The sequence below is a fragment of the Staphylococcus sp. 17KM0847 genome, assembly GCF_013463155.1.
Lineage (GTDB): Bacteria > Bacillota > Bacilli > Staphylococcales > Staphylococcaceae > Staphylococcus.
In genome coordinates this window covers 1,421,005-1,447,824 of the sequence record NZ_CP040781.1, presented here as the reverse complement: position 1 = coordinate 1,447,824, position 26,820 = coordinate 1,421,005, and the positions used below count along the sequence as shown (strand labels likewise).

At 34.5% G+C, this 26,820-nt stretch carries 30 protein-coding genes; 22 read left to right on the top strand and 8 right to left on the bottom strand.

The genetic code is table 11. The features are described 5' to 3' along the window. The first annotated feature begins 127 nt into the window (after positions 1-127). From FGL66_RS07085 to FGL66_RS07060, 6 genes are all read left to right on the top strand, one after another. The gene (locus tag FGL66_RS07085; protein ID WP_180809148.1) at positions 128-775 is read left to right on the top strand and encodes a redox-sensing transcriptional repressor Rex; all 648 of its coding nucleotides are present in this window, start codon (positions 128-130) and stop codon (positions 773-775) included. Positions 776-1,073: 298 nt separating this feature from the next. After that, positions 1,074-2,156, top strand: coding sequence for a YeeE/YedE family protein (locus tag FGL66_RS07080; protein ID WP_180809147.1), 1,083 nt, complete (start codon positions 1,074-1,076; stop codon positions 2,154-2,156). A 26-nt stretch (positions 2,157-2,182) separates the two neighbouring features. Beyond that, positions 2,183-2,407 carry a sulfurtransferase TusA family protein gene (locus tag FGL66_RS07075; protein WP_180809146.1) on the top strand — a complete coding sequence of 75 codons (225 nt, stop codon included), beginning with the start codon at positions 2,183-2,185 and terminating at the stop codon, positions 2,405-2,407. Between the two features lie 146 nt (positions 2,408-2,553). Next, the gene (locus FGL66_RS07070; RefSeq protein WP_180809145.1) at positions 2,554-3,540 is read left to right on the top strand and encodes a LacI family DNA-binding transcriptional regulator; all 987 of its coding nucleotides are present in this window, start codon (positions 2,554-2,556) and stop codon (positions 3,538-3,540) included. Positions 3,541-3,557: 17 nt separating this feature from the next. Further along, positions 3,558-5,051 carry a sucrose-6-phosphate hydrolase gene (locus FGL66_RS07065; protein ID WP_180809144.1) on the top strand — a complete coding sequence of 498 codons (1,494 nt, stop codon included), beginning with the start codon at positions 3,558-3,560 and terminating at the stop codon, positions 5,049-5,051. Beyond that, positions 5,044-5,991, top strand: a complete 948-nt coding sequence (locus FGL66_RS07060; RefSeq protein ID WP_180809143.1) for a carbohydrate kinase family protein — start codon at positions 5,044-5,046, stop codon at positions 5,989-5,991. The genes FGL66_RS07065 and FGL66_RS07060 overlap by 8 nt, the downstream gene beginning before the upstream one ends. A 121-nt stretch (positions 5,992-6,112) precedes the next feature. Here the strand turns inward: FGL66_RS07060 and agrA are convergent, their stop codons facing one another. The 4 genes from agrA to FGL66_RS07040 are packed head-to-tail and all read right to left on the bottom strand — an operon-like array spanning position 6,113 to position 8,881. Continuing rightward, positions 6,113-6,829: a quorum-sensing response regulator AgrA gene (agrA, locus tag FGL66_RS07055; RefSeq protein WP_180809142.1), complete on the bottom strand. Its 717-nt coding sequence runs from the start codon at positions 6,827-6,829 to the stop codon at positions 6,113-6,115. 13 nt (positions 6,830-6,842) lie between these two features. Beyond that, on the bottom strand, positions 6,843-8,141 hold the full coding sequence (gene agrC, locus FGL66_RS07050; protein ID WP_180809141.1) for a quorum-sensing sensor histidine kinase AgrC: 1,299 nt from the start codon (positions 8,139-8,141) through the stop codon (positions 6,843-6,845). Positions 8,142-8,174: 33 nt separating this feature from the next. After that, positions 8,175-8,312 (bottom strand): cyclic lactone autoinducer peptide AgrD, encoded by a 138-nt coding sequence (agrD, locus tag FGL66_RS07045; RefSeq protein ID WP_180809140.1) that lies wholly within the window; start codon positions 8,310-8,312, stop codon positions 8,175-8,177. Continuing rightward, positions 8,309-8,881, bottom strand: coding sequence for an accessory gene regulator AgrB (locus FGL66_RS07040; protein ID WP_180809139.1), 573 nt, complete (start codon positions 8,879-8,881; stop codon positions 8,309-8,311). The genes agrD and FGL66_RS07040 overlap by 4 nt, the downstream gene beginning before the upstream one ends. Positions 8,882-9,267: 386 nt before the next feature. Between FGL66_RS07040 and FGL66_RS09965 the strand changes: the two genes are divergently transcribed. After that, positions 9,268-9,345, top strand: a complete 78-nt coding sequence (locus tag FGL66_RS09965; protein WP_142381183.1) for a delta-lysin family phenol-soluble modulin — start codon at positions 9,268-9,270, stop codon at positions 9,343-9,345. A 303-nt stretch (positions 9,346-9,648) separates the two neighbouring features. Here FGL66_RS09965 and FGL66_RS07030 read toward each other — a convergent pair whose 3' ends face one another. After that, positions 9,649-10,452: a carbon-nitrogen family hydrolase gene (locus FGL66_RS07030; protein WP_180809138.1), complete on the bottom strand. Its 804-nt coding sequence runs from the start codon at positions 10,450-10,452 to the stop codon at positions 9,649-9,651. 167 nt (positions 10,453-10,619) lie between these two features. On the opposite strand from FGL66_RS07030, the gene FGL66_RS07025 reads away from it, so the two are divergent. Beyond that, positions 10,620-11,594 carry an SdrH family protein gene (locus FGL66_RS07025; RefSeq protein WP_180809137.1) on the top strand — a complete coding sequence of 325 codons (975 nt, stop codon included), beginning with the start codon at positions 10,620-10,622 and terminating at the stop codon, positions 11,592-11,594. A 125-nt stretch (positions 11,595-11,719) separates the two neighbouring features. Here FGL66_RS07025 and mroQ read toward each other — a convergent pair whose 3' ends face one another. Further along, positions 11,720-12,472, bottom strand: a complete 753-nt coding sequence (gene mroQ / locus FGL66_RS07020; protein WP_180809136.1) for an intramembrane glutamic endopeptidase MroQ — start codon at positions 12,470-12,472, stop codon at positions 11,720-11,722. 168 nt (positions 12,473-12,640) lie between these two features. Between mroQ and groES the strand changes: the two genes are divergently transcribed. From groES to FGL66_RS07005, 3 genes are all read left to right on the top strand, one after another. After that, entirely contained in the window at positions 12,641-12,928 is a 288-nt protein-coding gene (gene groES / locus FGL66_RS07015; RefSeq protein WP_180809135.1) for a co-chaperone GroES, read from the top strand. Positions 12,929-12,968: 40 nt separating this feature from the next. After that, the gene (groL, locus tag FGL66_RS07010; RefSeq protein ID WP_180809134.1) at positions 12,969-14,588 is read left to right on the top strand and encodes a chaperonin GroEL; all 1,620 of its coding nucleotides are present in this window, start codon (positions 12,969-12,971) and stop codon (positions 14,586-14,588) included. A gap of 303 nt (positions 14,589-14,891) precedes the next feature. Next, positions 14,892-15,314: a hypothetical protein gene (locus FGL66_RS07005; protein ID WP_180809133.1), complete on the top strand. Its 423-nt coding sequence runs from the start codon at positions 14,892-14,894 to the stop codon at positions 15,312-15,314. Positions 15,315-15,399: 85 nt separating this feature from the next. Here FGL66_RS07005 and FGL66_RS07000 read toward each other — a convergent pair whose 3' ends face one another. Beyond that, positions 15,400-15,912 (bottom strand): methylated-DNA--[protein]-cysteine S-methyltransferase, encoded by a 513-nt coding sequence (locus tag FGL66_RS07000; protein WP_180809132.1) that lies wholly within the window; start codon positions 15,910-15,912, stop codon positions 15,400-15,402. Positions 15,913-16,061: 149 nt separating this feature from the next. Beyond that, complete coding sequence (locus tag FGL66_RS06995) at positions 16,062-17,351, bottom strand: aminotransferase class I/II-fold pyridoxal phosphate-dependent enzyme (protein WP_180809131.1); 1,290 nt, start codon at positions 17,349-17,351, stop codon at positions 16,062-16,064. 241 nt (positions 17,352-17,592) lie between these two features. Here FGL66_RS06995 and FGL66_RS06990 point away from each other — a divergent pair, with 241 nt between their 5' ends. The 11 genes from FGL66_RS06990 to FGL66_RS06940 all read left to right on the top strand — a co-directional run bounded on the left by FGL66_RS06990 (position 17,593) and on the right by FGL66_RS06940 (position 26,605). Next, positions 17,593-17,760 carry an SE1626 family protein gene (locus FGL66_RS06990; protein ID WP_180809130.1) on the top strand — a complete coding sequence of 56 codons (168 nt, stop codon included), beginning with the start codon at positions 17,593-17,595 and terminating at the stop codon, positions 17,758-17,760. Positions 17,761-18,010: 250 nt separating this feature from the next. After that, positions 18,011-18,388: a PSM export ABC transporter transcriptional regulator PmtR gene (gene pmtR / locus FGL66_RS06985; protein WP_180809129.1), complete on the top strand. Its 378-nt coding sequence runs from the start codon at positions 18,011-18,013 to the stop codon at positions 18,386-18,388. Continuing rightward, positions 18,388-19,296 carry a phenol-soluble modulin export ABC transporter ATP-binding protein PmtA gene (gene pmtA, locus FGL66_RS06980; RefSeq protein WP_180809128.1) on the top strand — a complete coding sequence of 303 codons (909 nt, stop codon included), beginning with the start codon at positions 18,388-18,390 and terminating at the stop codon, positions 19,294-19,296. The genes pmtR and pmtA overlap by 1 nt, the downstream gene beginning before the upstream one ends. Continuing rightward, positions 19,259-19,873, top strand: a complete 615-nt coding sequence (locus FGL66_RS06975) for a hypothetical protein (RefSeq protein ID WP_180809127.1) — start codon at positions 19,259-19,261, stop codon at positions 19,871-19,873. Before pmtA ends, FGL66_RS06975 begins: the two co-directional genes overlap by 38 nt. Positions 19,874-19,891: 18 nt before the next feature. Continuing rightward, positions 19,892-20,542 (top strand): hypothetical protein, encoded by a 651-nt coding sequence (locus FGL66_RS06970; RefSeq protein ID WP_180809126.1) that lies wholly within the window; start codon positions 19,892-19,894, stop codon positions 20,540-20,542. Continuing rightward, positions 20,532-21,206 (top strand): phenol-soluble modulin export ABC transporter permease subunit PmtB, encoded by a 675-nt coding sequence (pmtB, locus tag FGL66_RS06965; protein ID WP_180809125.1) that lies wholly within the window; start codon positions 20,532-20,534, stop codon positions 21,204-21,206. Before FGL66_RS06970 ends, pmtB begins: the two co-directional genes overlap by 11 nt. A gap of 12 nt (positions 21,207-21,218) precedes the next feature. After that, positions 21,219-22,097 (top strand): phenol-soluble modulin export ABC transporter ATP-binding protein PmtC, encoded by an 879-nt coding sequence (gene pmtC / locus FGL66_RS06960; protein WP_180809124.1) that lies wholly within the window; start codon positions 21,219-21,221, stop codon positions 22,095-22,097. Continuing rightward, a complete protein-coding gene (pmtD, locus tag FGL66_RS06955; protein ID WP_180809123.1) occupies positions 22,090-22,818 on the top strand; it encodes a phenol-soluble modulin export ABC transporter permease subunit PmtD in 729 nt (242 codons plus the stop codon). Before pmtC ends, pmtD begins: the two co-directional genes overlap by 8 nt. Positions 22,819-22,986: 168 nt before the next feature. Then, entirely contained in the window at positions 22,987-23,670 is a 684-nt protein-coding gene (locus FGL66_RS06950) for a GntR family transcriptional regulator (protein WP_180809122.1), read from the top strand. 12 nt (positions 23,671-23,682) lie between these two features. After that, the gene (gene gntK, locus FGL66_RS06945; protein WP_180809121.1) at positions 23,683-25,233 is read left to right on the top strand and encodes a gluconokinase; all 1,551 of its coding nucleotides are present in this window, start codon (positions 23,683-23,685) and stop codon (positions 25,231-25,233) included. A gap of 10 nt (positions 25,234-25,243) precedes the next feature. Beyond that, positions 25,244-26,605, top strand: a complete 1,362-nt coding sequence (locus tag FGL66_RS06940; protein WP_180809120.1) for a gluconate:H+ symporter — start codon at positions 25,244-25,246, stop codon at positions 26,603-26,605. The last annotated feature ends 215 nt before the right edge of the window (positions 26,606-26,820 follow it).

Here is a 26,820-nt window from a genome sequence, read left to right as displayed (position 1 = left end):
CATTGTACAATAAAGAATTTTGCTATTAAACTATTAATGTTTCTTTCTATATAAAAGTCGGTTATAATAAAAATCTACACTGTGAATCACATCACAAGTATCAGAATTATTTTTGGAGGATTGTAAAATGGCGAAAGAAACTGTTAAAATACCCAGAGCGACGCTAAAACGCCTGCCTTTATATTATCGTTTCGTTAATACACTAAAAGCGAAAGGTGAGGATCGAGTCAATTCTAAGTCCATTAGTGAAGGTTTAAACATTGACTCTGCTACGATTCGTCGAGATTTTTCGTATTTTGGTGAACTTGGTAAAAAAGGATATGGCTACAACATTGACAACCTTCTAGACTTCTTCAAATCAGAATTAAGCGATGCCGAAGAAATCCGCATTGGCATTGTAGGTGTCGGAAATTTGGGACACGCACTTATCACTTATAACTTCTCAATACATGATGATATGACAATAACTGAAGCATTTGATATAAGACCGGACATTATTGGAGAAACAATCGGTAATGTCACTGTTAAATCTATGGATACATTGAAAGAAACAATAAAAAAACAAAAGTTGGAAGTTGTAATTATTGCAACACCAGAAGATGCTGCTCAAACAGTTACAGACCAATTGGTTAGCGCTGGTATTAAAGGGATTCTTAATTTTACACCTAAACGCGTACAAGCACCACAATCTGTACAAGTCCATCAAATTGACTTAGGTGTAGAGTTGCAATCATTACTCTTTTTTATGAAAAATTATAGTAGCGCTGTAAAATAATTTTATAAGTCAATATTGAGGCACAAAAGATTAAAGTAATTTATTGCATAAGAGGCTAGTGTATCGTTGAGTATCTTTTACATATATCATCGCCTAGAACACCAAAATTCTTAAAAAGGAGTTTTGGTGTTTTTTTGAACTTAAATATAGAGCAAATGATGTAAACTTTCTTAATATCTCTGTATTTTAATACTGTATCTCATTGTTCATATGCATAAAGAAAAAATGATGCTTGCATTCTGTGATATTATTATCTATAATTCGTATAAAGTTAGTCGGATATAGAGGAGGTTATAAAGTGATTTGGACAATATTGAGTGGGTTATTTGTAGGGGTATTACTTGGATTTGTGATGCAACGTACACGCTTTTGTTTAACAGGTGGTTTTCGCGATATGTATGTACAGAAAAATAATAAAATGTTTTATGCGCTGTTAATCGCAATTGCTATACAAGCTGTTGGCATCTTTACATTACAAAGTTTAGGTATAATTACAATTGATAATGGGACTTTTCCTATTATAGGAACTGTAATTGGCTCATTTATTTTTGGTATTGGTATTATTTTAGCTGGTGGTTGTGCAACAGGGACTTATTATCGAGCGGGAGAAGGATTGATTGGAAGTTGGATTGCACTTTTCTTTTACGCACTTTTTGCAGCCATAACAAAATTTGGTATTTTAGCACCATTGAATGAGCGTCTAACAAGTATAACGGTAGCAGAGGCAGATATGTCGGCATCGACAGGCATACCGAGTTGGTTATGGCTGATTGTGCTCATTGTGATTACAGCATTTTTTGTTGTAAAAACATTACGCAAACCGAAACCAACAATTGCAATACCTAAGCTTAAACAGCGTTATACAGGTTTTCGCCATATATTGTTTGAAAAACGCTATCATCCTTTTACTGCAGCAATAGCAGTTGGAATTATTGCAATGATTGCATGGCCTATGAGTAGTGCAACAGGTCGTGACGGTGGTTTAGGCATTACGACACCGTCTGCACATATTATTCAATTTTTAACAACAGGTAATACAGGGGTACTAGACTGGGGCGTCTTTTTAGTTCTAGGTATTTTTGCAGGGTCATATATTGCAGCAAAAGGGTCACATGAGTTCAAGTGGCGTTTACCGGATATTAAAACGATTCGCAACAGTGCGATAGGTGGTATTTGCATGGGATTTGGTGCAGCCGTAGCAGGAGGTTGCTCAATAGGTAATGGACTTGTTGCTACCGCAGCCCTTTCATGGCAGGGATGGATTGCTTTAGCGTCTATGATATTAGGGACATGGTTTATGAGTTATTTCTTATTTGTGAAACCTTTGAGAGCAGCACGTCAACAAGCGAATACTTCACATCCACAATCAGTAAATATTTAATCATGAATAAAAAGGAGTCGTTATATATGGTTTATGAATTAGGTACAGTTGGAATGGTATGTCCATTTCCTCTCATAGAAGCACAGAAAAAGATGGAAACACTTGCAGTTGGAGATGAACTGAAAATTGATTTTGACTGCACGCAAGCAACAGAAGCTATTCCAAATTGGGCAGCTGAAAACAATTATCCTGTTACGAACTTTGAACAATTAGGGGATGCATCTTGGACCATTACAGTTCAAAAGGCATAGTTATTGTAAAATAATAATTTATTTGCGCTGAGATACTCATGTATATAGGGGTATCTCAGCTTTTAAAATGTAAAAATAATAATTGTTTAGGCTAATTTTTAAGCGGGTTTATGTTAGAATAGCTAGTGATATAGTGAGGTGAAAATATGAACATTAAGGATATTGCTGAACTAGCGGGTGTATCGAAAAGTACGGTATCGCGCTATTTAAATAATGGTTCTGTTAGCCCTAAAACACAACGAAAGATTCGAGAAGTCATTGATACATATAGTTACGCCCCTAATCAATTTGCCCAAAGTTTGAGAGCCCAACAGACGAAAATGATTGGGGTAATTATTCCACGTATGCATTCACATGCCGTGGCACGCACAGTTTATGGAATTAAAAAGACGTGTGAATTACAGCATTATCAAATGTTATTAACCTTAACAGAACGCGACACGACCCAAGAACTTGAGGCTTTACGCTCATTTCAACGCAGCAAAGTAGATGGCATATTATTTATGGCGACACGTATTACAGATGAACATATGACGATTATTGATTCAATGTCTATGCCCGTTGTTTTAATTGGACAAACACATCAAAAACTAAGTGCGATTTATCATGATGACGATCAGGCAGGTCGCTATATGGCACAGCATATTATGAGAAATGGCTACCAACATGTATACTACGCAGGTGTTTCAGAGACAGATGAAGCAGTAGGACACTTGCGTTATCAAGGACTTTACGAGCATTTAACACAAAATGGTATCCATATAACCACTTATGAGGCAGCCTTTGATTATAATGTTGCTTTACAAAGGATTCAACATCATTTGCCAACAAGTGTGAACTATGCATATATTGGAGCAACAGATACTATTGCATTGGCATTGTATCATGTTTTGATGCAGCAAAAACCTGACTTTATGCCATTTATTGCTGGATTTGGTGGAGACCCTATTACAGAAGTGGTTTATCCAAAGATACATACAATTTATTATCAGTATGAACGAGCAGGTGAGTTAGCAGTTTTACAATTGTTTAAGCAAATTATAGATTCTGATGATAAGGATACACATATCTTAGAAGTGTTATCTACAAGAGAGCATTTTTTATCTTATAACAATGGAACCGTTACCAATTAACTGAGGAGGATAAATATATGACACAATGGTCTCGTGAAATGCGTTATCGCAAACTTGAAGATGCAACGCAAGCAGAAATAAAAGAATTAACAGAAAAAGTACAAGCGTCATCTTATCGTCAACAATATCACATACAGCCCTCAACAGGATTATTAAATGACCCGAATGGATTGATTTATTTTAATGGACAATATCATATTTCGCATCAATGGTTTCCTTTGGGGGCAGTGCATGGTCTAAAATATTGGGATCATTATACAAGCCGTAATCTTGTCAATTATAAACATGAAGGGGTTGTTTTAGAACCGGATACACAACATGATAGCCATGGCGTGTATAGTGGAAGTGCTTTTGAATTTGAGGGTGTACTTTATTATATGTATACGGGAAATCATCGTGATCAAAATTGGGAGAGAAAAAGTAGTCAAATTGTTGTAAAAGTCAAAGATAACGGTCAAGTGGAAAAATTATTGCCTCCTGCCATTGCAGAACCGCCAATAGGATATACCCAACATTTTAGGGATCCGAAAGTATTTATAAAAGAAGGAAAATTGTATGCGCTCATTGGTGCACAAAGAACAGATGAAACGGGTTGTGCAGTGTTATATGAAGCAACGCGTCCAGAAGGTCCATGGCATTTTAAAGGTGAAATTCAAACGGCATTAACAAACTTTGGCTATATGTGGGAGTGTCCGGACTACTTTCAACTTAATGGTAAAGATGTTCTTGTATTTTCACCACAAGGTATTGCATCAGAAGGAGCGCGTTACAAAAATATTTTTCAAAGTGGTTATATTATCGGTGAACTTAATTTTGACACGCTTGAAATGACACATGGTGACTTTATTGAGCTTGATAATGGCTTTGACTTTTATGCACCACAAACATTAACTGATGAAGTGGGACGACGTGTAATGATAGGATGGATGGGGTTACCAGATACAGAATATCCTACCGATAAAGAAGGATGGGCACACTGTTTAACACTTCCAAGAACATTAGTGATAGAAAATGATATTCTAAAACAAAAACCACATATGCATTTACGTCAATTACGTATGAATAAAGAAACAGCACTGGGTTATGCGAATAAGTTTTTAAAACAATTACATCCGTATGAAGGGCAACAATACGAGTTAGTTATTGATATTTTAGACAATGAAGCATCAGCCATAGAGTTTCATTTACGTGCTTCTAAGAATGAAGCGACAGTGATTCGTTATGAAACTGAGACACAAAAGTTGATATTAGATCGCTTTGATAGTGGAGCTCTACCCTCTCCAGTTGAAGGGACTTCACGTCAAACGGTATTACATACACCATTGCGTCAATTACGTATATTTATAGATACATCTAGTATTGAAATATTTTGTAATGAAGGTGAACGTGTCTTATCATCACGTATCTTCCCTCAAAAAAATGCCAATAAGATTAAAGTATCCACAGACTCTGGTCAAGTGTATTTGCAAATGACTAAATATGATATTCAAGGAGGTAATGCAGATGAATAAGGCGTTTTATGCCATAGGAGAGGCATTAATTGATTTTATACCTAAAGATAGAGACCGATTATTGAAAGAGGTCAATGGCTTTGAGCCACAGGTTGGCGGTGCTCCTTGTAATGTTGCAGCAGCAGTTCAAAAACTTGCAGGTCACAGTCATCTGATTACGCAACTTGGAGAAGATGCATTTGGAGATCGTATAGTTGAAACACTTGAACAGATAGAAGTAAACAGTCAGTTTATTCAGCGTACCTCCTCTGCAAACACTGCACTAGCTTTTGTAAGTTTAACAGCTGATGGTGAGCGTGATTTTTCATTTTATCGCAAACCCAGTGCAGATATGTTATACGACCCTGAGCATATTCAAACAATCCCTATCTCATCGGATGATATCATTCATTTTTGTTCTGTTGCACTTGTGGAAAGTCCAATGAAGGCAGCACATGAGGCTTTAATTGAAAAAGCACGTCGAGAAGGGGCAACAGTTGTATTTGATCCCAATGTACGGTTGCCATTATGGGATGATCATGAGCTGTATCAGCAAACAATCCAAACTTTTATTAAACAAGCAGATATTGTAAAAATCTCTGACGAAGAACTTGAATTTATCACCCAAATTTCAGATGAAGCTGAAGCGATTCAATCATTATTTCAAGGTCATGTTAAAGCAGTAATCTATACGGAAGGAAGTAAAGGGGCACGTCTAATTTTACAAGATGGAACGATATTTTCAGCGCAACCTCAGCCAGTAGTTGCTATTGATACAACAGGAGCAGGCGATGCTTTTATTGGTGCAGTTATTGCCCAACTTATGCGTCATGAAACACAGCCATTAGAAACTTTAAAAGTGCATGGAGAAGAGATTTTAAGTTTTGCAAACAAAGTGGCAGGGCATGTCGTTCAAAAGTATGGTGCTTTGACCAGTTTGCCAACATACGAAGAATTATAAGAGGCATCAAAGTTTTGATCTATGTAGAGAAAAGTTGTATATGAAGCTTTGACAGTAGGAGATTAAAAGCGCGTTTGGAAACTTGAAGTGTAGAGGTTTTCAAACGCGCTTACTGATAGGGTTATATTTTTTTAATATTACGTACAGATACGTAACAGAACTCATTATTTTTAAAGTAAACAATACGTTCTTTAGCATCAATATGGGAAATATTTTTACGATTCAGTACAAAACTATTGTGACAACGGAAAAAGCGATCATCAATTTGAGCCATTTCTTTTAAATTACCATAAAACTCAATTTGGCGATTATCTAAATGTGCGATAAGCCGATGAGATTTTGGAGAAGACTCAAAAAACATAACATCATCATAATTTACATACTCAGAATTACTGCCACGCTTGAGTTCTAATGTTTCTATATTGCTATCTTTTGTAAGTAAGTCCAAGCGTTTTAAAGCAGTTTCTAAGCAATCAATAATTCGAGTTTGTAATTCGGAGGGATCGTCTTTAAAAATAAAATCCATTGCTGCGACTTTATAAACAAAAGTCAGGTATGTCAGTTCACTATGACTGGTAACATAAATGATATTACCAATAGGGTCATGTTTTCGAATCTCACTCCCCACTTTAATGCCATTAATATCAGATTCTAACTGGATATCTAAAAAATAGCATCCCACATCAGCCATATTTTTTGAAGCTTCTAATAGTACATATGGATCATCAGTTGAAACTTCAATTTCCATAGGTTTTTCTTCAATCATAATATAATTATTAATAATATCTTCCATGCGCTTGCGTTGTTTTGGATCATCTTCGCAAATTAAGATTTTCATACTATATCACTTCCTATGTGTTATCATTCATAATTTCTAACTTCTGAATAAAATAATGATTATTAATTGTTGTGTCTAATAAAGCATTATCTGTGTTGTCCGTGATTTCTTTTAATGTTGAGAGTCCTAACCCACGATTTTGACCTTTTGTTGAAAAGCCTTCTTGAAATAGTGTATGCAATTTCGGTAAGTTATCGGGTGCTTTATTCATAATGATAATTAAGACAGACGTATCAGTTTTAATAAAAGCAATCTGTATCATAGGATCATCTATTGTTAAAGACGCTTCAATAGCATTGTCCATAATAATACCAAGTACACGACTTAAATCAATAAGAGGCATATTAATATGTGTAATTTCATCTGCAACTTCTACACTGACTTCGATGTCATTTTCTTGAGCTTGTAAAATTTTAGTTGTCATTACACCTTTTATTTCACGTAGTCTTAGTTTCTCGACGCCATTTAATTTTAATGAGTTATGTTCAAAATTGTCTTTTAAAGGGCTGATATGTGTATAGTAATAAGATTTTAACCCTTCTAAATCATCTTCTCTTAAATATTCAGACATAGATGACAAAATATTAATATAATCATGGCGAAATTTCCTCATACGATTATTAATTTGTTCGATTTGTAATGTATATTTATAATAGTCTTCAATTTCTTGCTTATTTCGACGGTATGTTATTTCTCTTGAAGCAGTAATAGAAATCATAATAACAAGTATGGCAAAAGCAATAAAGTAAACAATCACAACGAGTGCAATCGCTTTCATGTCTTCGATCGAGTGTATCTTTGTTGGTTTGAAAATATCGATAAGAATAAAGAAGACGGTAAGCATCGTTGCTAATAGGAAAAGATATAACTTATTAACATAAAGCCAAGAAAACTTTAATAAACGCATGAGATAGCGAAATAAAATAGCGAATAAAAAACATCCAACAACAAAAATAAAAACGTAAATTGCCTGATTTAAATAAAAGTTAATATTACGAGAGGAAAGATAACCGTGTAGTAAAGTGGCGAGAAAATCACTTAAAATTAAAATAAGAACACTCATTAAAATACTAATAATACCGATCATACGTTTCTTTTTATAAAAAAAGATAAAAAAACATAGAATCAAAAAAAATAGAGTTGCATTTCCAAAATAGAGAAACAAAACGGTAGAAGGGACTACAATCCCTATAATGATAGAGAGGTAATCCCTTCGTGTGTACTTTGGTTTGTCAACTAAAATTAAATTCGTCACTGTAAATAATACAAAAACTTGAAATAACGTCAAAACAACGATATATATAATTTCCAATTTTTATACACACTTTCTAAATTTAATTTAGACTTACTGATCTAAATCTAACAGTTCACGAGGAATTTCTGGCTCGTCAAAGTAACCTGTGCAAGTTCTATACCATCCAAAGTTACCAATAGCTTTAAATAGATTAGTGAAGAAAGTTACAATAGCATCTAAAATATTCATCGATTATCTTCCTCCTTAGGGAAAAATATAGGTAATAGTGTTACTGCTTGCATAATAACCCCAAAACTTATCAATTGTTGGTAAGGTGTTGGCATAAATAGAGAAATAGCAATCACAATGCTTGTTAATACAATTGATTTGATTTTTAAGCCACGTCTCCGGTGAGGTTTAATAGGTTGTTTTTTTGTCGCGGCAGGGGCGTAAATCATTACGATGAACCATCCCACTATGGATAAGGGTAACATATAAACAAAAGATATGTTGTAATATGCAATGATCCAAGGGGCTAAAACAAAGAATATAATGTTTTGAATATGGCACATCAATGAAGACTTGGCGTGAGCGCCATGAGCGTTACGGCGCACCAATAGATAACTTACATGAACAGTTAGTGTGTATAAAAATGTGTTTAAGAGGAGTGCACAACCATAAGTTACAATTGTTTTAAAAAAATTAATAGCCACAATTTGCATACCTAATCGTACTTTTAAAAAGTCAATATGGTCTAAATTTTGGTGTCGCTGTATTCGACGCGCTAGCGTCTCAATACTTTTATCAATGATTTGCACAACTTCTCCTCCTTATGTCACATTATAAAGGATAACGCACAAGGAATTGCTTTTTTTGCCTAACTGTTCGTATTTTGTGCCTAAGTGTTGGAAAAATGAATTGTATAATAATTTTAACATAAAAGTATAACATTTAAGAACTTAAAACAATAAAGTACGCAATAATTAACATGAGATTTATATTTCGTGGTCTAATAAAAGTGTAATCACTTTAGCATATCGTTTATGGATTGCTTTATCGTTGAGCATAGGCCACAAAGGTTCAAAATGTAGAACAATATGCTAAAGAAGATTAACGCTTATTGCTGTATTTTTCGCTCAGTATACACATTAAGTAACAATCTATTTTAAACTTGGAACAAAATCTAATGTAGGAGGTGGCCGAAATGGTAGCAGATATCGTAGGCACTATCGTAGAATTTGTTAAACTTATTGCAGAAACAGTTAAAAAATTTACTAAATAAGTCGTACGAAAATAGCTTGAATGTTTATCTCTCAAACATTCAAAAACTGTATTGGTAGCTATTAAGTATATAACTTAATAATCGGTTAATTCACTAAATTTTCATAATTCAAACTTCCCCAATTATATAAGTTGAAACTGTGAGATTATTAGATCCATTAACATTCCCTTAATATTAAATCAAAACAGACAAGCCCACTCCCAAGCTTGTCTGTTTTTTTGTCAGCTTATATTTTTCAATCCTAATTCTCTATATCAAAGTGGTGTGATAAGTTTTGAGGGTTAAAGAGAAGATGAAACTATTCTATTTTTTATTAAAGTGATAACGATATACTTCGGGTCTCATGTTGTCGAACACAGGAATAGCTTTACGTTGTTCGGTAACCATGTGCATGTCTAAAACAGCCGTTAATGTTGCCTCATCTTCTTGTGCTTCAGCAATAATATCTCCATTTGGATTAATAATCATGGAGTGACCTGCATATGTCGTTTGACCATCAAAGCCACAACCATTTGCAGCTACGATATATGCATTATTTTCAATTGCACGTGCTTGCAAAAGTTTACGCCAATGTGCTTGTCGAGTATCAGGCCACTGTGCTACATAGAAAAGAATCTCTGCTCCTTTAGCGGCAGGGTAACGACTGATTTCTGGAAAGCGTAAATCATAACAAATAATTTGTGAAGCTAACGTTCCATTTGATAATGTAAATGTATCAGGAACTTGATCACCTGCATCTAAAAACTGTGGTTCATCTAACATGGGAACAAGATGAATTTTATGATAATAATCATTTAACGTGCCATCATGTAGAACGTTAAAAGCGGTGTTATAAAGTGAACCGTCTTGATGATTAGATACTGACCCGGCAATAATATCAACATTGTATTGCTGTGCTAACTGTCGAATGAAAGGATAAGCCTGCGATAACGAATGGTCAGATTTTTCTTGTAATACCGTTAATGCATAACCGTTGTTCCACATTTCAGGAAGGACAACAATATCGGTATCATCGTGGATTGTTTGTGCAAAAAGTTCTGTGATTTTCTGCTCGTTTTTCTTTGTATTAGCAGGTGTGACGTAAAATTGTAAGACTTGAACCTTCATATCAAAGCCTCCTCATTAGGATTAAGTATTAATACAAGTTTACTAAATAATCAAATAATTTACAAAAAACTTTATATCTATACTAAATAATATGAAAAGGATAGGTAGTAATATATTTAGAATTTGATTATACTGTGATAGAAATCATTGAAAAGGAGGTCGACATCATGCAGCAATTTTTAATGATGGATCAGGCTAAAATAAGGTGTTGTATAAGAACAGCAATTGCTGTAACGATACTCGTTATCTCAAGTTGTTGCATAGGAAATAAAGAGATATTCGCTAACAATACAAATGACGCTAAATTACAAGCACCAGCTCCTACAAATCATACACTTGAGCATAATGATAAGAATCAGGAAGAGAAGCAACAAGATCATCCAGTTGCTGATGATATATCTCAAGAGAGTGGCACAAAAGAAGAAAATACAGCTTCTGATAAAGAAGAGACAGATAGCGATAGTAATAAAGATGAGGGAGAGGTCGTCGAAACGATTCCTGATAGTACGATAGAATATCCGAAAGACAAAAAAGATACAGAAACGGGCAATCAAAACAATGGGGATAGTGATCCTGTATACCATAACGATAAAGATACTCTACAAATGGAGTCAAATATCGAAACAACTGAAACGCGAACACCATCTTATGCAGCTCATATTAGTGGGAGTTTTAAGTATAATCCCATAGTATCCGAACGATTCGAAAATTTAGATTATGATAGTAGAACCACACTTTTGCCGGATCATATAAAAAAACTCGAACAGAAAAATAGTTTTGAAAATAATCATTTTCTGAATCAAATACAACAACGCTCAGATTATTTTCGATTTCAACAATTTCAACCACTTGTAACGCGTGATTATTATAAAAATTTAGATAAGCAAGTGTTAGGCTTGATCGCCGGAGAGGTAGGGGGAATGCCAGATTTACAGCGCCCTTCAGAAAAAGCGGTTATTTCAGGGCAACAAGAAGATAAAAAGAGAAATATTGAACAAACACGTACCCTAGTGTCTAAAACGAAAGTAAAAAAAGAGGAATCTACCGAAACCGCTTCTACGAGTAATCATTGGTTATGGTATATCGTGGGTATGGGGACATTATTTGCAATACTGACTTATATCATATGGCGCAGAAAATAGCTATGATGTACCGGTCTTATGCATATAGGAGACGTTAGGTTATTAATTTCATTACACTTATCAGGGCGGGACTAGGAAAGCTTTTGACAAACACGAGCTTGCTGTCCCGCTTCTTCTTAAAGGTTTTACAAAAGATGTATAAGATTTAACAAAATAAATTGTGCCTGCTCTAATGCTTTTTCTATTACATCTTCAGGAATTGAAAATTGAATAAGTGCAACGAGCGCATTTTGAGTCATATGGATACCTATTGCAATGCTGAGTCGTTTGGTATAAATATAAAATGCTGAAAAAATAACGCCCATCACAAAATAAGTTAGAAAATGCGATAAATCAGCATGTGCAACAGCAAAAATAGAAGAACTTATTGTAGTGGCAATGATGAATTTTGTAGCGACTTTTCCTTTTATAGCATTGTATAATTCACCAAATAAGACTTTTCTAAAGACGAATTCTTCAAGAAAAGGTCCGACAATCGCAACCAGCAAAATTAATATAGGCATCTGACGTGCAATTTTCATAATACGCATTGTATTTTCGCTTGCAGGGCTGACTCCCAATAAAAAAGTGCTAATTAAGTTTGTTATAATTTGAGCAATAAATACAGTGACAAGACCTGCTAAGATCCATATCACAATATAACGTTTAGGCTCTTTCAATTGGTATTCAAAAGCGTATTTATTTTTAATACTCAAATGTAGCAATGAAATAATAATAGCAGCTATGATATAAGCAGCCACTTGGATATAAGTCACACGTTGTAGTTGTTCATGCATTGATGAAGCGTCCAGCCATCCAACGGCAAGGGCAATATTGGGTGAAAATAGTGCAACAATATATACACTCACTGTTAAAAATGAAATAATAATTCGATTCATTTCAACTCTCCTTTCATTCCTTGCTTATTTTAATAGATTCTTTAGCGTCAAACAAATATAAAAGCATTAAGCTTGAATTTTTGACCAACTTTGATTATTATTAAGAATAGATTAGCACTTAGAAGATACGAGTGCTAAATATATGGTCAACATAAGGAGGCATTATCAATGTTAAAACCATTAGGAAGCCGTATCGTAATAGAAAAAAAAGAGCAAGAACAAACGACAAAAAGTGGTATTGTTCTGACAGATTCAGCTAAAGAAAAGTCAAACGAAGGTGAAGTTGTTGCAGTAGGACCGGGACGCTTATTAGAAAATGGTGAGCGCATAGTACCGGAAGTACAAGTAGGTGACCGCGTTGTATTCCAACAATACGCAGGCACTGAAGTTAAACGCAACGACAAGAAGTATTTAATATTAGAGGCTGAAGACGTTTTAGCAATTGTTGAAGCATAAAAGAAAAGCGATAAATGAATTAAATGGAGGGAATAGCATAATGGCTAAAGAACTTAAATTTTCAGAAGATGCACGTCAAGCCATGTTACGTGGTGTTGACCAATTAGCAAATGCTGTAAAAGTAACGATTGGTCCAAAAGGGCGTAATGTTGTACTAGATAAAGAATTTTCTGCACCGTTGATTACAAATGATGGTGTCACAATTGCAAAAGAGATTGAGTTGGAAGATCCATATGAGAATATGGGAGCCAAGCTCGTTCAAGAAGTTGCAAATAAAACAAATGAAATTGCTGGAGATGGAACAACAACAGCAACCGTTTTAGCACAAGCAATCATTCAAGAAGGTCTTAAAAACGTAACAAGCGGTGCTAACCCTGTAGGTATCCGTCAAGGGATTGATAAAGCGGTAGCAGTGGCAGTGCAAGCATTACATGATATTTCTCAAAAGGTAGAAAATAAAGAAGAAATTGCACAAGTCGGTGCGATTTCAGCAGCTGACGAAGAAGTCGGTCGCTATATTTCAGAAGCGATGGAAAAAGTCGGTAATGATGGTGTGATTTCAATAGAAGAGTCGAATGGCTTCAATACAGAGTTAGATGTTGTAGAAGGTATGCAATTCGACCGAGGTTACCAATCACCGTATATGGTAACAGATTCTGATAAAATGATTGCAGAATTAGAAAATCCATATATATTAATTACAGATAAAAAAATAACATCATTCCAAGATATCTTACCGTTATTAGAACAAGTCGTACAATCTAACCGTCCTATCTTAATTGTAGCTGATGAGGTAGAGGGAGATGCATTAACAAATCTTGTATTAAATCGTATGCGTGGCACGTTTACTGCAGTTGCTGTTAAAGCACCTGGATTTGGTGATCGTCGTAAAGCAATGTTAGAAGATCTAGCCATTTTAACAGGAGCGCAAGTCATCACAGAAGATTTAGGTTTAGAGCTTAAAGAAACTTCTATCGATATGTTAGGAACAGCAAGCAAAGTAGAAGTAACCAAAGATAATACAACAGTTGTAGATGGCAATGGTGACCCAACAAATATTGATGCACGTGTAAACCAACTCAAAGCACAAATTGAAGAAACAGAGTCAGATTTTGATCGTGAAAAATTACAAGAGCGTCTTGCTAAATTAGCAGGAGGTGTTGCAGTGATCAAGGTTGGTGCAGCATCAGAAACAGAATTAAAAGAACGTAAATTGCGTATTGAAGATGCTCTAAACTCAACACGTGCTGCCGTAGAAGAAGGTATTGTTGCTGGTGGTGGTACAGCATTAATGAATGTTTTCAAAGAAGTTGAAGCTATTGAGGCGACTGGAGATATTGAAACAGGTGTGAATATTGTATTAAAAGCATTACAAGCGCCGGTACGCCAAATTGCTGAAAATGCAGGCTTAGAAGGTTCTGTTATTGTAGAACAAATGAAAAATGCAGAACCGGGTGTTGGTTATAATGCAGCAACAGATGAATGGGTGAACATGCTTGAAGCAGGTATTGTAGACCCTACAAAAGTGACACGTTCAGCTTTACAACACGCAGCAAGTGTTGCTGCAATGTTCTTAACGACAGAAGCTGTTGTAGCAAGCTTACCAGAAGAAAAAGGAAATGATGTACCACCAATGGGCGGTATGCCAGGCATGATGTAAAATAGCTTGCAAACATTGATTTGACGCTATTTTATAATTCGAAATGACATAATAATGACATAAAAATTCAAAAAATAAAAATGCCCTTCAATTCAGATGAACAAAAAGGACATTTAAAATAATTCTTTTGAGGCGTTTTCCATAAGTTGACTCAACTTTTGGAAAGCGTCTTTTTTATATCAACAATAATCTAATAGTAGTAAAAGTAACCCTATTTTGTCACAATAAAATAAATGATTTGAATCATAATGTTAAGTTGAATGGACGAAGATTTTATAATAATGGATGAGAAGGAGGATGATGATGAAAAATATTACTTTAAAAGATATGCATTATCATTATAACAATATATCATTAACTTTATTTTTAACAGAAGTGGTGAGGAATGAAAATGAAGCATCTCTATTTTATTTTGATGTTAAGGTAACATACGATCATCATACGCAATATAGTAAATGTGTTCTTTTTGATAATGAGCTACATCATCTAGTATTATCTGAAAGTGAAACCCCTATTCAAGAGTTATATTTTATTGAGCCAGAGTTATCCTTTACAATTATTAAGGTGGAGCATCGATTTTTCTGTATGTATATTAATTTTGATTCAGGTATCAATTACTCCCAAGTTGCAACAGAGTCAGGGTTAGCTATAAAAATTAATGTGACTCCAAAGCAGTTGAATATATTTTTGAGTGAACTAAGGGCTTTAAAATCATTTATATTATAAAAGGGTTATGATGAAGAAGTAATGTGTACTCAAAATAAGGCGTAAGCCCATCATTTAATTGAACTTAAAAGAGGGCTTACACCTTTTATGATGAATAATATTGTCTTTCTAATGCAAGAAGTCGCATTTTTCGATTTAAACCACTATTGAAGCCACCGAGTTGTCCGTCTTTTCGAAGGACACGATGGCAAGGAATAATAATCGAAAGCGGGTTTTGTCCAATAGCGGATGCAACAGCACGAACACTTTTTGGTTTTCCAATTGCAACTGCGATGTCTCCGTATGTTACACACTCACCATAAGATAATGTCTGTAAAGCCTTCCACACGCGCTGTTGAAAAGGGGTACCGATAACATAGTCGATGGGTGTCTTAAATTTTGAACAATAGCCGTGAAAATAGGCTTCGAGTTCAAGAGCAATTTGGTTGATAATAGGGTGTGTAGATATTTGTACAAGTTGACTATGTTGCTCAAGTTTATGCCATGAGGTGTAATAATCTTTAGAATCCGTAAAAGATAGGCTGACAAGTGCATCATCATTAACTATAGCGGTTAATAGGCCTAAAGGGGTACGGATATGTTGATAATAGTAAGTCATCTTGTTCAAACTCCTCTGTTGTAATGAATCACTCAGAAATAAAGAGTAAGACAGATGAAAAGCAAACGATTTAATTTAATCAAAAATCATCCTCTAAAATGATATAAAGTTGTTTTTTGCTTTTCATTATCTCATTGTTTGTGAATATTTTATGATTGCAGTGCTTGAATCGCTTTTGCAATACAATTAAAGACATGTGGAATATCTTCTTTTTCGATACAGCTGAATGCGATACGAATATCTGTACTATTAAGTGCGACGATACCAATGGCATATTGATCTATTAAGTATTTACGCAATGTTTCAGCGTCTACACCTTTAACACGTAATGCCATAAAGTAACCTGAGTTAAAAGCATAGGGTTGCCATAATGATGCAAATTCCTCCTTGTAAACCCATGCTTTTGTAACATCGTAACGAGCTTGTAAAGTATCAACATTCTCTTGGATATCTTTAGAGAATTGTTCTGGATGCTCGAGTACATATTGAATCGCTGATTGAGAAGGGGTTGAACCATTTGAATTATTACTACGGATCATACCTTTTGTTTTTGCTTCAATCACATCTTTAGCAACACGATCTGACAAACCAAACGTAATAAAACCAACACGTAGCCCCCATGCAAAAAATTCCTTTGTTGCACCGTCTAAACGAATAGGTAACACACGTTCATTATTTAAGTTTGTCAGTGCAGTGAAAATAGATTGAGTATAAACATCTTCGTAAAACAATCCATAATAAGCATCATCGACAACTGTAATGACGTTAACACCACGTTGACCAAGTGTATCAATAGCATCGACAATTGTTGCAACTTCTTCTTTTGTTGGTGTATAACCTGTTGGATTGTTTGGATAATTAAGTACTAAGATGACTTTGTCTTGTTCTATTGTGTTTAAAGTTTTGACAAGTCCTGATGTATCATAATGACCATTATCGTCAAAAATAGGATAGTTTTGGATATCTGCTTGATGGCGTACACCATAAATAAGGTTATAGTTACCCCATGTATGACTAGGAAGTAATACTGTATCACCGGTATTAACGAATAAATCACCAATTAATGATAGTCCGTGTGTAAGTGCATTGGTTACAATAGGACGTGTCACTTTGTCAGCTGTTAAATCTGGATTATCTTTTAATACTTTTTCAAGCCATAAATCACGTAATTTTTCAAGACCTTGAGGCGGCGCATACGCAAAAATTTCATTCGGTGCTAAGTCATTAAACATCGTGTATAGTGTGTCTGCATACATCATACCGTTTCGGTTTGTTGCCATTCCAATCGTTGCGTTGTAATCTGTTGCTTTTGCCTCGGCTGATTGTGTTAAAATGCCTTTGGGATAGTACATATTTTTACCTAAGTCTGACATCATATCGAGCAAAATAGCATTGTGTTCATTTAATTGTTCGTTTAGATTGAGCGCTAAAGGGTTCATAAAAATCCAACCTCGTTTCTAAATTTCAGAATATATTTCTATCATACCGTGAATTCTATGAAAGTTAAAGAAACCTTGTGTAAAAAAGCGAAAATATTGTATAAGAAAATAATTATAATATTTTAATAAAGTATATATAGCTGAAATGAATACTAATCATCATTGAAATTTACAGGTTTATTATCATAGTTGTTTGTGCTATAAGTCATTAATAGAGTTAGATATAAATGGGGTGAATATATTGAAACATTTAACAAAAATTTTTGTAGGTCTAGCAACAATGATTTTTGTCATAGGTATTGTTTTTCAATTTCAAGATCAAGAAGCATCAGCAGTTAAATTATTTGTAGCTACTATTTTATTTATGATATGTGCGTTTATTAGTCGTCATAATGATAGAAAAAAATAATAAAAGCACACACTGTATATGTTTGTTATATACAGTGTGTGCTTTTATTATTTGCGTGAATATATTTATAGGATGAGGTTGTAAGGAGATAATAGCATTGTAAAAGCTTTTATTACAATGTTTGATAATGATTTATCTTATTTTTATAGGTAAGATATCGTATTTATTTGCTGTACTTTTGAAAATGGCTCTTTACAAATTTGTATATAGTGTTTATATTAAATATATACAGTTGGTGAGGGGGTTGGTTATGAAAATTTTATTGCGAAGTAATAGTGCTTCGCCGATTTATGAACAGATTAAGCAACAAGTGAAGGAGCAAATACTGCGTGGTGTATTACCGGCAGGAACACATTTACCTTCTATGAGAGAGCTTGCTAAAGATTTAGGCGTGAGTGTCATTACAACGAAACGTGCATATGAAGACTTAGAAAAAGATGGCTATTTAACATCTATTAGAGGCAAAGGAACATATGTTAAAGAGCAAGATACAGCGATACTCAAAGAGAAACAGTTTATTGTTATAGAAGAGTTGGCACAGTTAGTGACAAGAGAAGCCAAAACAATCGAGATGCCATTGTCCGAACTTCAAGAGATTATAGCCATGCTATATGAGGAGGAATTGTAATGGAAAATAAAGCGATTGAGTTAACCCATGTCGGATATAAAAAGAAAGACTTTGTATTGGACGATGTTCATTTTAATGTGCCTAAAGGTTATGTGACAGGTTTTATTGGTGCAAATGGTTCAGGGAAAACAACAACGATTCGAATGATTATGGGTTTATTACAAGCATTATCTGGCGAGATTAAAATTTTGGGTCAACACATGAATGACGATCCAGTTGGTATTAAAAATAAAATCGGTTTTGTATATTCAGAGTTGTATTTAAATGAACGTTGGACAATCAAAAAGGCTGAAAAACTGATTGGTCCGTTTTATGAGCAATGGGATCATGATGTCTTTATGACATATTTAGAGCGTTTTCGTCTGCCTTATAAGAAAAAGATCCGTTCATTTTCCACTGGTATGAAGATGAAGCTTTCACTAGCGATTGCGTTGAGTCACCATGCTGAGCTTTTTATTTTTGATGAACCTACAGCTGGATTAGATCCCGTTGTTCGTAACGAAGTATTAGAGATTATTCAAGAAGAGTTGCTCGATGAACAAAAATCAGTATTTTTTTCAACGCATATCATCTCGGATTTAGAACGCATTGCAGATTATATTGTATATCTGCAGGATGGTCGTATTGTTTTTCAAGAATCTAAAGAAGTGCTTTTGGAGCAACATCGACTGGTTCGAGGGGATTGCGAAGACTTAGATGAAGAGTTACGCAGGCTATTAGTTCATTATCAAGAGTCTAATGGTGTATATAGTGGTATGACGCAACATGCCAATACGTTTTACGAGTTGTTTGGTCAGCGGGTAACAATCTCGCCGATGTCAATTGAAGAGATTATGGTTGCCTATGAACGTGACAAAGGGGGCATATCAGATGATAAAAGTACTGCAGAGAACATTAACATTAAATGATTCTCCATTTGATAAATGGTTTTTAATTTTGTTTATACCTTTTATGGGGATCATGTTTTGGTATGTGAGTCCATTAGTCATCGCACATTATTTGATAATGACTATGGGTGTATTAAGCATATTACCGGTATTTTGTATTGATTATCTGAATAGAAATAAGACATATATTACTTTTAGAAGTTTGCCTAACAGTGATCGGTGCTTACTGGATAGCTTTAATGTATTGATTATATTGATATGTTTGATCCAATGTGTAGGTATGACGATCGTTTTAATATTTTTTCCAATTCAACAATATGCAAATATTACACTAATTCATATAAGTATGACACTGCTTATTGCAACTTTTTGTGTGAAAACACTTTTAGAAGAACGGCACAATAAAGGGATTCTTTACACGATTACTTTTACGCTTTTGTTTATTGATATAAGTTATATAGGAATATTAACGAATACTGAGCACTTTATTGTGTTCGATATTATTTCGGGTGTGCTTTTTGGCGTATCATGTATTGCTTTTAGTACTAAATCAGTCATACGTTATCGGCGATTAAGACACAACCAAATTAAGTTATAGGAAAGAGGCGCTATATTGATGTGGTGGCTATTGAGGCGTAACATACGAATACGACAAAAAACATTGTATGTCATTGGCAGTGCGATTATGATGAGTTTGTTCGTGACTTGTTTCTCAGAATACTACGATTTACAAAATTTCTTTTTAGGCATATATGCTTTGATATGTATGGGATACATTGGTCATGCTTTCTTAACATACCATGCATTAGGCAAGTCAGGACATTATTTTTTTGCAAGTTTACCCATAACACGCGTTCAAGCGTTTATAGTACATCAAGTTTTTCATATTTTGTTATTAGTGTGGACCATTGTACCATTAATCCTCTTTTTCTTTCTGTCAGAGCATGCAGATATTGTCAGTATGAGTCAGTTCATGATTCAATTTATTGTTTGCTACAACTTGATGACACAAAGTGTTTTCTTTCCATATACAAGTGAACAACCTTTGATTAAAATACCTTACTATGTATTGCTTGTTACGACATATTTATTTTTACCCATGATTGTAAGTATAAGCATAGGTGCGACATCACAAGTTACATCTCTTGAAGTAGGGATCAAGATGGCAAAAACAACAATGTATTATAGCGTGATGATTTTCGTAATATTATACATTTTATCACTAATATTCTCATTGACGATTGCGTTTAAAAAAGATGCAAAGTAAGGAGGGGATTACAATATATCAACTTATCAAAAGAAATGTGTATTTAAGATTATGGACGATTGTACTTTATCTTGTCATTTTGTTATTCTTACCAGTGTTCCATAGTTTGAAAACTGAGCACTTCATATGGTTATCTCCATTATTGTTAATCATCAACGTAATCGCAGTCATTGATTCGGCACATGCATTTCGTTTGTTTCGCCGTTTCGGACATGAAGAATCACATATATTCTATCAAAGTTTACCCGTATCCAAACACCAACTGATTCATGCACATTATATAACAATCATAATGATGACGTTAATGGGCGCATTAGTATTGTGGGCATTTGATATAAAAACATCATTTGTTTCAGTTAACAATATTTCATTTGATATATTATGGGTATTTTTAGCATCTAATGCATTATCAATTGTTTTTTCATTTCCAAGATTTAGTGAACAAAGACGAGAGAAAACAGCAAATATTATTGTATTTATTATTTTTGTACAATTACTCATACCATTGGTTATAGGTTTGAGCGGCGTTAGTCTAGGGATTATATTTTATGATAACTCAGATTATTTTATGACATATAATTTAGCGTTATATTACTTTGTTGTAAGTATTATAGCTGCGATAGGAACGTATCTCTATCAAATCAGACGCAGCAACGATGTATAGGAGGGTGTCAATTTGAAGCTAAAACAAATTACAAAACGTTATGGTCATCATACGGTGATTGATCAAATAGATTTTTCTTTTGGGGAAAGCAGTATTGTAGGGCTTATTGGTAAAAATGGTGTTGGAAAAACAACATTAATGAAAATGATGAATGGTAATATTATTAATTATTCTGGGAAAGTGAGCGTACCTAAAAATGAAACGATAGGTTATTTGATTGAACATCCCAAGCTTTATGACAATAAATCAGGATTATATAATTTAAAATTATTCGCTCAAGTGCTAGGTAAAGGGTTTGATAAAGCATATACTGAACGTATTATCCAAGCGTTTGGAATGGAATCTTATATTAAAAAGAAAGTCAAAAAGTATTCAATGGGGATGAAACAAAAGTTGGCGATTGCGGTCTCTCTTATGAATAAACCTAAATATTTAATTTTAGACGAACCGACGAATGGTATGGATCCAGACGGCTCAATCGATGTACTTAAAACAATTGAAAGACTTGTTAAAGAGCTGGATATGAAAATTTTGATTTCAAGTCATAAATTAGAAGACATCGAATTGATATGTGATCGCGCAGTATTTTTGCGTGATGGCAAATTTGTAAGAGATATTGATATGAAGGGAGAACAACCAACGGATCAAACGATTTTATATATTACACCTGAAGACTTTGACACAGCACTTCAATGTTTAACAGATGATTTTAAAGTTGTACAGACGCACAAAGCTTCTGGAGAACTGGTATTAGATGCTCAAAGCAACTATCAACGTTTGTTGAAAGCATTAGCACAATGTGAGGTATATCCGAAATATATTGAATCACGAAAGGTATCGTTAAGAGATACGTACTTTAATATTAATCAGCGAGGTGACCAAAATGAGTAGCTTACAACTTATCAAATATGACATTATTAGTATTTTAAGAAGTCCTCTGACATATCTTGCTATTTTATTAGGTGCGTTACCGATTGCTATTATTGCTGTTATTCTTGTACAGAATGATACGCCTATTGAAGGGGATCAAATATTAACTGTATCAAAATGGTTTTTCTCTATGGTAGGATTGCTCTTTGTTATTAAAACGATCACAAGAGATAGTGGCCAAGGAACAATCCAACTTTATTTAAACAACGTACGCAATCGTATCGGTTATTTCATTGCAAAATTCTGTTCTATTCTATTCATTGCACTATTTACAACGGGCATCGTACTATTAATGACTTATGTTGTACAGTGGACAACAGACGGAACAGACTTTAAAACAAAGTATATTGGTGAATTACTTATATTTTATTTGATCTTATTTTTAGTGTATGGCTTACTTTTATTTTTAATTAACTTAATTATTCAAAAGCCATCGCTTGTTTTTACACTCGGTATTTTATTATTATTAATGTTACCGGTTGTGACACCGTTTATTCCGTTAATTCCTGAAATCGGTGATGATATTCAAAAATCATTGAAGTATATTCCAATTAGTTATTTAAGCGATAAAACCCTTGATACTGATATGACATTTTCAAACTGGCAATGGTTTATTAATGCGATGTCTATCATTGTTTTAACCATTGCGAATGCAATTTTGATTATAAAAAAAGATATTTAGTACGTAAGCCGTTAGGTAATGTGTATAACGAGAGATTAAAGAGTCTCTTAAAATACACATCATCTGACGGCTTATATTTTTTATTGAAATATAAAATGCCAAATAGAAAACGTTTACATTTGTATGGTTTTGTTTTAGAATACTTGTATACAAGTTGAGGTGAGGAAAATGGAATTTCCGAAACAGTGGGCACAGCAAATGTCTAAAGGTGAATGGATCGCTGCTTGTTTACGTTTGAATATGATGAACGGTGAATATTTAGATGAGAGAGTCATTACTGAAAACCAAATTGCAAAGCAGTTTAATGTAAGCAGGTCACCTGTGAGAGATGCTTTTAAGATTTTAAGCCAAGACCGGTTAATACAATTGGAACGTATGGGTGCAGAAGTGTTACCTTTTGATCGTGAGAAACAACAAGAGATGACAGACATTCGACTTATGATTGAAGCGTTCGCATTTACCAAAGTGATACAACGAAAAGATTTGTCAGATATTATTCATAACATGTATCAAGCATTAGAAATGATGAAAGTCAGTGTGAAATTTAAAGACCCAGTTAGTTTTACAGAGCATGATATTCAGTTTCATGAGTTAATGGTTAATGCTTGTGAACACAGCTACTTGACGCATTTGTGGATGCAAATGAAACCGTTAATGTTAAGTCTTGTCTATATTGGAATGCGTAGACGTATGATAGAAGATATTGAAGATTTTAAGCGCATTATTATTAATCATCAAAAGTTTGTTGAAGCAGTAGAACAACAAAATCGTCACTTAATGTACGAAGCATTTCGTTTGAACTTTAGTGATTTGAACAATGATATTGGTGCATTTTGGTCGGATCAAATGTAAGGAGAAGATGATATGACAAAATACATGATAGGTATCGATATAGGAACAACAAGTACAAAAGCAGTGTTATACAAAGAAGATGGCACAGTATTAGATAAAGCGCAACAGGAATATCCGCTATTGACACCCACAATTGATACATCAGAAGAAGATCCCGATGTCATATTAGCGGCCGTGATTAAAACAGTTAAAGATGTTATGGTACACCATAATGTTCAGGAAGAACAAGTGATGTTTTTAGCTTTCAGCGCACAAATGCATAGTTTGATCTTAATGGATCAACATCATCAATTATTGACAAATAGTATCACATGGGCAGATAATCGTGCGCGTTTTGCAGCAGAAACACTTAAGCAACAATACGATGGACAAGCAATTTATAAACGAACGGGTACACCTATACATGCGATGTCTCCATTATCTAAAATATGGTGGCTCAAACAAGAAAACCCGCAATTATTTAATAAAGCAGAACGTTTTGTAGACATTAAATCTTATGTTCTACATCGCTTAACAGGTGAATGGTTAATGGATGAATCGATCGCTTCTGCTACGGGCTTATACAACCTACACACGCGTGATTGGGATAAAGATGTTTTAACATTACTAGGTATCACAACTGATCACTTGCCAAAACTTGTTTCAACACAGCATATATGTTCATCTATTGCTACACAGTATGCACAAGAGATGGCCATTAGTAAAGATACACCTATCGTTATTGGTGCGAGTGATGGTGTGTTGTCAAATCTGGGTGTTAATAGTTATCATACCGGAGAAGTAGCTGTGACAATAGGAACATCTGGAGCAATACGGACAGTTGTTGATCGCCCATTGACAGACGACAAAGGACGTATTTTCTGTTATGTCTTAGATGATCAACATTATGTCATCGGCGGACCAGTAAATAATGGTGGTGTCGTTTTAAGGTGGCTACGTGATGAACTACTCGCTAGTGAAGTCGAAACAGCGAAGCGATTAGGAATAGAAAGTTATGATGTGTTAACACGTATTGCTGAGAAAGTCCCACCGGGCGCTCAAGGATTATTATTTCATCCGTATCTAGCAGGAGAACGTGCGCCATTATGGACATCTGATGCACGTGGTTCATTTATTGGTTTAACACTTGCACATCAGAAAGAGCATATGATTCGCGCGGTACTCGAAGGCGTATTATTTAATCTGTATACGGTTTATTTAGCATTAGTAGAAGTGATGGGAGAGATGCCCGATACGATTAAGGCGACAGGTGGTTTTTCAAAAAGTGAATTATGGCGTCAAATGATGGCTGATATTTTTGATTGCATAGTAGAGGTTCCTGAAGCATATGAGAGTTCGTGCTTAGGCGCATGTGCGATTGGATGTCGTGCGATAGGTTTATCGGATGATTACGAGGTTATTGAACGCTGGGTTGGTAAAACGTATACGCATCAACCGAACTCAGATCATGTGCAACAATACCAAGAACTTTCATCAATATTTATTCAAATCAGTCGAGTGTTAAAGACATCTTATGCATCACTTGCACAGTTTCAACGCACACATTATAACGTAAAAGAATAGAGGGATTGATATGTTAGGAGAGTTTTGGCCGATTATAAGTGTTGTTTTAGGTATTTTATTATTATTAATATTGATTATGGCATGTAAGTTAAATACTTTTGTATCATTAATCATTACTGCTATTGTGACAGGTATTTTATTAGGGATGCCTTTTGATACTATTATTAAGACAATTGAAAGTGGAATGGGAGGAACATTAGGTCATATTGCTTTAATTTTTGGTCTAGGTGCTATGCTTGGTAAGTTGTTAGCAGATGGTGGTGGTGCAACACAAATTGCAGACACGCTTATTCAAAAGTTAGGTGTACGTTATGTACAGTGGGCAATGGTAATTGCTTCATTTATTATTGGTATTGCACTTTTCTTTGAGGTGGGACTTGTATTGCTTATTCCTCTTGTATTTACAATTGCTAAGCGTATGAATATGTCTCAATTGAAGATTGGTTTACCTATGGTGACAGCTTTATCAGTGACACATGGTTTTTTACCACCTCATCCGGGTCCGGTTGTCATTGCAAGCGAACTAAATGCACATATAGGAGAAGTCTTATTATATGGCTTTATTGTTGCCATTCCTGTGACATTAGTTGCGGGACCACTGTTTGTTAAAATTGCGCCTAAACTATCGTCAACAGCCTTTGAACGTGAAGGAGATATTTCATCATTAGGTGCTACAAAAACATTCAAAGCAGACCAATTGCCAAGTTTTGGATTGAGTACGTTTACAGCATTATTACCTGTATTATTAATGCTTTTTGCGACAGTATGGCAATTAGTTACAGGTCATACAGACGGTGCGACAAACCATTTTGAAAGTTTTATTTACTTTATTGGAACAGCTGGAACAGCAATGATGATAGCAGTATTGTTTGCGATTTTTAGTATGGGCTTAATGCGTGGTTATGCAATGAAAGATGTGATGGAAACATTAACACAAGCTATCTATCCAATTGGTATGATGCTATTGATCATTGGTGGAGGCGGTGCATTTAAACAAATTCTTATTGACGGTGGTGTAGGAGATAGTATAGAGCAATTATTTACGGATGTTAATATATCACCATTACTCCTTGCATGGCTTGTAGCAGCAGTACTTCGTCTTGCATTAGGTTCTGCAACGGTAGCTGCAATTTCTACAACAGGTATTGTTTTACCATTGTTACAGGCAGCTGATGTCAATCTTGCGCTTGTTGTTTTGGCTATTGGAGCGGGAAGTGTCTTTTGTTCGCATGTCAACGATGCAGGCTTTTGGATGTTTAAAGAATATTTTGGTTTGACAATAAAAGAGACATTCTTAACTTGGTCTATGGTAGAAACAATTATTTCAGTGAGTGGTTTGATTTTTGTTTATGCTTTGAGTTTAATTGTTTAAGACTGAAATTTAATGTGTAAATAGATAGGGATGTTGTGGTTGTAGATGAGATAATAAAACCTTTTAATGATGAAGGTTTTGTTATCTCATTTTTGTTTTTAATATATAACTCATAAAGATATAAGACATTACAAAAAAATTAAGAATATGATATTTAAGATACAAATAAGAGGAATATATTTTGTTTTCAGATAAAAATACGTATAATTAAAAAG